Below are 4,871 nucleotides of genomic sequence, written 5' to 3' on the forward strand. Positions count from 1 at the left end.
ATACTCTTAATAAAACTAAATCCAGATTTCCTGTTTCTTCACCTACTCTTACCATAGATATAATCATATTTGAAAATAAATTTGAATGTTTTTTTAATGCTTGAGAAAAACTCGCTCCCTCTCTTATACTTTTTTGTATGTCAAGAAAAACATTTTTCAATTTTCCATCTTTCATTTGTGAAATTAATCCTGTAAGACATTCGTCAAGAGGTATTTTAGAGTTTAAAAAAGTAGATAATTCTCTTATTGCAACAATTAAGTCATCTTCTCTTATTTTATCAAAAATTGAAAAATTAAATTTTTTAAACTCTTTTACATTTACAATATAATATCCTTCTTTTTGAAATTCATTTTTTAAAGTATTTATATTTTCAACATCTTTTTTTATTTTTATTACTTTTCCTTTTTTATCTATCAGAGTAAATATAAAGGTGGGCATTTTAAACATCCTGTGTTACTCTTAAAACTTCTGAAATTGTTGTAAGTCCTTTTTTAACTTTTTCTATCCCATCCATTCTCAATGTTTTCATCCCTTTTTTCAATCCTTCTTTTTTGATGTCATTTGATGATGCTCTCTTTAATATAAGTTCCTTTATTCCTTCATCAATAATAAGGAGTTCAAAAATACCAGTTCTTCCATAATAACCCTCATTTAAACACTGTTTACATCCCTTCCCTTTCATAAATTTACTATTTACAATTTCATCCTCACTAATACCAATTTCAGAAAGTAATTCTACCGGAGGATTTTCAGGAATAGAACAATTTGGGCAATTTAATCTAACCAACCTTTGAGCCATAACTCCTATTAAAGAGGATGAAAGTAAATATGTTTCAATTCCCATATCTATCAATCTAACAATAGCACTTGAAGCATCATTTGTATGAAGGGTACTGAAAACAAGATGTCCGGTTAATGATGCCTGTATTGCCATTTCCGCTGTTTCTTTATCTCTTATTTCTCCCACCATTATTACATTTGGGTCGTGTCTTAAAATTGACCTTAATCCATTAGCAAAGGTTAAACCTACTTTGTGATTTACCTGTATTTGATTTATCCCTTCAAGATTATACTCAACAGGGTCTTCTAGAGTTACTATATTTATTCCTGGATTATTAATTTTAGATAAAGCAGCATAAAGAGTTGTCGTTTTTCCACTTCCGGTTGGACCTGTTAATAAAATAATACCATGGTCACAGTGGATTAATTGATTGAATTTTTTGTAATTATCTTCAGAAAAACCGAGTTCTTCAAGACCAAGTAAAAAAGTTGCCCTATCAAGTAATCTTAAAACAATTGATTCTCCAAAAAAAGTAGGTATTATTGATATTCTTATATCAATTTTTTTACCATCAACTTTTATAGAAGTTCTTCCATCCTGTGGAATCCTTTTTTCTGCAATATCAAGATTAGACATTATTTTTATTCTCGTTACGATAGGAGGATGAAATTTTTTGGGAAGAACAAAAATATCGTGCAAGATACCATCAATCCTATATCTTACTTTTAAAGAGTTTTCAGTAATCTGTAAATGAATATCACTTGCTCTCATAGATATTGCTCTATAAATTATTTGATTTACAATTCTAATAACAGGTGCTTTGTTGGCAAGGTCAAGTAGATTTGCTGTTTCTGTATTAATATCTTCTTCTATGTGTAATATTTCTTCTGAACTGAGGTCGTCAATAACTTTTTTAGAAGAACTTGGATGATAATAAAACTTCTCAATACACTCATTTATTTTTTCATCACTTGAAAGAGCAATTTTTATATCTTTTTTTAAAATTGTTTTTATTTCACCTATATCAAGATTTAAAGGGTTATTTGTAACGATTATAATTTCTCCATTTTCTCCATTTATAGGTATAAAACAGTTTGTCTTAAGAAAATTATATGGAAAAACATTTAAAATTTCAGGGTCTATCCTGTCTTCAAAATTTTCAATCCACATAACTCTATCCATTATTTTTTTCCTTTATAAGTTTTTCTTTTTCCTGTTTTATTTTTTCTGCATCTTCAAAAGTCGAGATTATATGAGGAGTAATGAATATCATTAAATTTGTTTTTATAGATTTTGTTGAGTCCTTTCGGAATAATCGTCCAAGCAATGGTATATCTCCTAAAAACGGGACTTTCTGAACAGATTTTTCTGAATCATTTCTTAAAAGGCCTCCAAGAACAACAGTTTTTCCATTTGGAATTATTAATGTTGTTTCTGCTTGTCTTTTTGCAGTTGTTGGTGCTTCAGGTATTCCTCCTTCAACAAGTTTAGTAACTTCCTGAGAAATTTTTAATCTTACATATTTATCCTGACTTATCTGAGGAGTAATTTTCAAAACAATGCCTACATCTTTATAATCATAACTTTTAACTACATCACTACCCTGACCGGAACCATAGGTATAAAATCTTGTTTCTTTTAAATAAGGTATATTCTCACTAATATTTATTTTTGCCTCCTGATTGTCTGCTGTTACAATCTGTGGAGTGGAGAGAATATTGAATTGACTGTCTTTTGCATATAAGTTTATTAAAGCACCAACACTTAAAGGATAGGTAAAATCACCTTTATAGAAAGCAAGAGAAAGTCCTGATGGTGGAACACCTGATTTTATATAAGAAGCAATATCTCCAAAATCTGTTCCCACTGCACCTGTATATTGTTCATTATTAAATTTCCAAGAATTTGCCCATTCTATTCCAAGTTGCTGAGTTTTATCAAAAGTCACCTCTGCTATTAATGCTTCAATTAAAACCTGATTTGTTAAAATATCAAGTTCCTTTATTATTTTTTCAATAGTATCAAAATCATTAGGGTCTGCATAAATTATTAATGAATTTGTTGCTTTTGCACTTACTACCTGAGGTTGAATTGGTGCAGTTCTTGCAGATGGTCTAACAGCAGAAATTTTTCTCTGTAATATTTGACCAAGTACTTTTGCAACTTCTTCAGCATCTGCATTTTGTAGTTTGAATATCCTTATTTCTTCCTGTCCAGGAGGACTTGGTTTATCTATTTTTTCAATAATTTCCATGATTTTTTTTATATTTTCTCCAACATCTGAAATGATTAAAGTATTTGTTCTTGTATCAACTGTAATTTGCCCTCCTTTTGTAATGTATGGTGTAATTATCTGAGAAATTGTATCTGGGGGATAATATTTTAAAGAAATCACCTGAATTATATATTCTTCCTCTTTATCTTTTGGAATATCTGATATATTTATGTACCTTGTTCTTGTTTTTCCATCAGATATCGGTACAATTAAAGAAATGTTATCTTTTTTTATAGTTGTAAATCCATAAAAATTCAGTACTGCTTTAAAAACTCTATCAATTTGTTCAACAGGAATTGGTGTAGTTGAATAAATAGTTATTGTTCCTCTAACATTCGGGTCTATTACATAGTTTTCTTTTGTGATTTCACTGACAAATTTAATGAAAGTTCTTATGTCAACATTATTAAAATTTAAATAAAAATTATTTTCACATAATAACAAAAATGAGAAAGAAAAAAAATAAATAAAACTAAATAAAAACTTTTTCATTTTTATTTTATTTCTGAATTCTATTTTTATCTAAGCCCCTGAGTTCCCAGTGCTCTACTTCTTTGCTGTGTATAGGAATCAATGGCATTCTGAATTGCTTCTTTTACTCCATCGTCGGTTTCTTTCTTTAATCTTTCAAGCAATATATTCAAAATTTGAGGATTATATTCCATAGCAGAAATTATTTTAACAGCATTTTTTCTTACCTCTACATTATCATCATTAAGATATTTTATTATAGATGGGTCTACTCCAAAAATTCCTGTTAAACTTGTTCCTCTTGTTCCACTTTGTCCTTCTCTACCCAATCCAATACTCTGTAAATATAATTCTATTGAGTCAGTTAGTACTTTTTTCACTCCTTCGTCTTTCTCATATTTTAATCTTACAAGTAAAGTTCTTAAAGCAACAAGTTCTTTTAAACTTCCTTCTTCATACTCATTGTTATTATTCCCAGTCGTTCTATTGGTATCTCCTGAAAAACTTCTTGTTGAATAAATTTTAGTTGCATATTGTCTTACAATAGGATCAGGGTCATCCATAAATCTTAAAATAGTAACATCTGTTCCAAATAAAATATCAAGACCCATTGATGCCATATCTTGAACTTCAGGGTCAGGGTCACTTAAAAGCACAAAAAGGTCAGGAATAAAAATCGCTCCTCCTATTCCACCAGATGTTGTATTATTATTTCCTGTATTGTTGACATCTATTCCAAATAGTCCTCTTATTCCACTATTATTATTTGTATTATTTCCTGTTCCTTCTCCTGATACCATTGCCCCAGTTAATGATTGGATTGCCTGAATTCTTACTTTTGGGTCAGGATGTCTTAAGTAACTTCCAATTATTGCTGCCAGGAAATTTGCAAGTTGCGAACTCCTGTAATCCTGCTGTTGATTTCCTGATTGCCCTCTAATTCCAAATCCTGTACCTGTTCCAGATCCTCTCTGTCCTGAAGTTCCTGTTCTTGACCCAATACTTCCTTGTCTGGATATGTTTGAAATTCTTGTTGCTTGTTGAGTTGAGGTTTGAGAAAATACAGTTGCTACCATCAATATTATCATTAAACTTACTATTTTTTTTACCATTTTCCCCTCCTTTTTTTTATTTTCTCTTTTTTCATTTTTATATTACCTTTATTTTTTATAAATGTCAATACTTTAATTTTAAAATTTCTCAAGTAATCCTCCTTCTATTTTTTCCTCTGATTTTTTAACATCTGGTTTTGAAATTTCTTCTGCTTCTTCATAAGATGAAATTATGTGGGGTGTTAAGAATATAAGAAGTTCACTTTTAGTTCCATCAAAAGTTGGTTTTTT

The 4,871-nt window shown here is 29.5% G+C and carries 4 protein-coding genes; all 4 read right to left on the minus strand.

Features of this window, described 5'->3' with window-relative positions:
- Nucleotides 1–439: type II secretion system F family protein (locus PKV21_09035; protein HOM27629.1), on the minus strand; the 439-nt coding region annotated here is incomplete at its 3' end.
- A 1-nt stretch (nucleotide 440) separates the two neighbouring features.
- On the minus strand, nucleotides 441–1,964 hold the full coding sequence (gspE, locus tag PKV21_09040) for a type II secretion system ATPase GspE (protein ID HOM27630.1): 1,524 nt from the start codon (nucleotides 1,962–1,964) through the stop codon (nucleotides 441–443).
- Nucleotides 1,957–3,501, minus strand: a complete 1,545-nt coding sequence (locus PKV21_09045; GenBank protein HOM27631.1) for a secretin N-terminal domain-containing protein — start codon at nucleotides 3,499–3,501, stop codon at nucleotides 1,957–1,959. Before PKV21_09045 ends, gspE begins: the two co-directional genes overlap by 8 nt.
- A gap of 74 nt (nucleotides 3,502–3,575) precedes the next feature.
- Nucleotides 3,576–4,640, minus strand: a complete 1,065-nt coding sequence (locus tag PKV21_09050) for a HEAT repeat domain-containing protein (protein ID HOM27632.1) — start codon at nucleotides 4,638–4,640, stop codon at nucleotides 3,576–3,578.
- Between the last annotated feature and the right edge of the window lie 231 nt (nucleotides 4,641–4,871).

The sequence above is a fragment of the bacterium genome (genome assembly GCA_035371905.1).
In the GTDB taxonomy this organism is placed as follows: Bacteria; Ratteibacteria; UBA8468; order B48-G9; family JAFGKM01; genus JAMWDI01.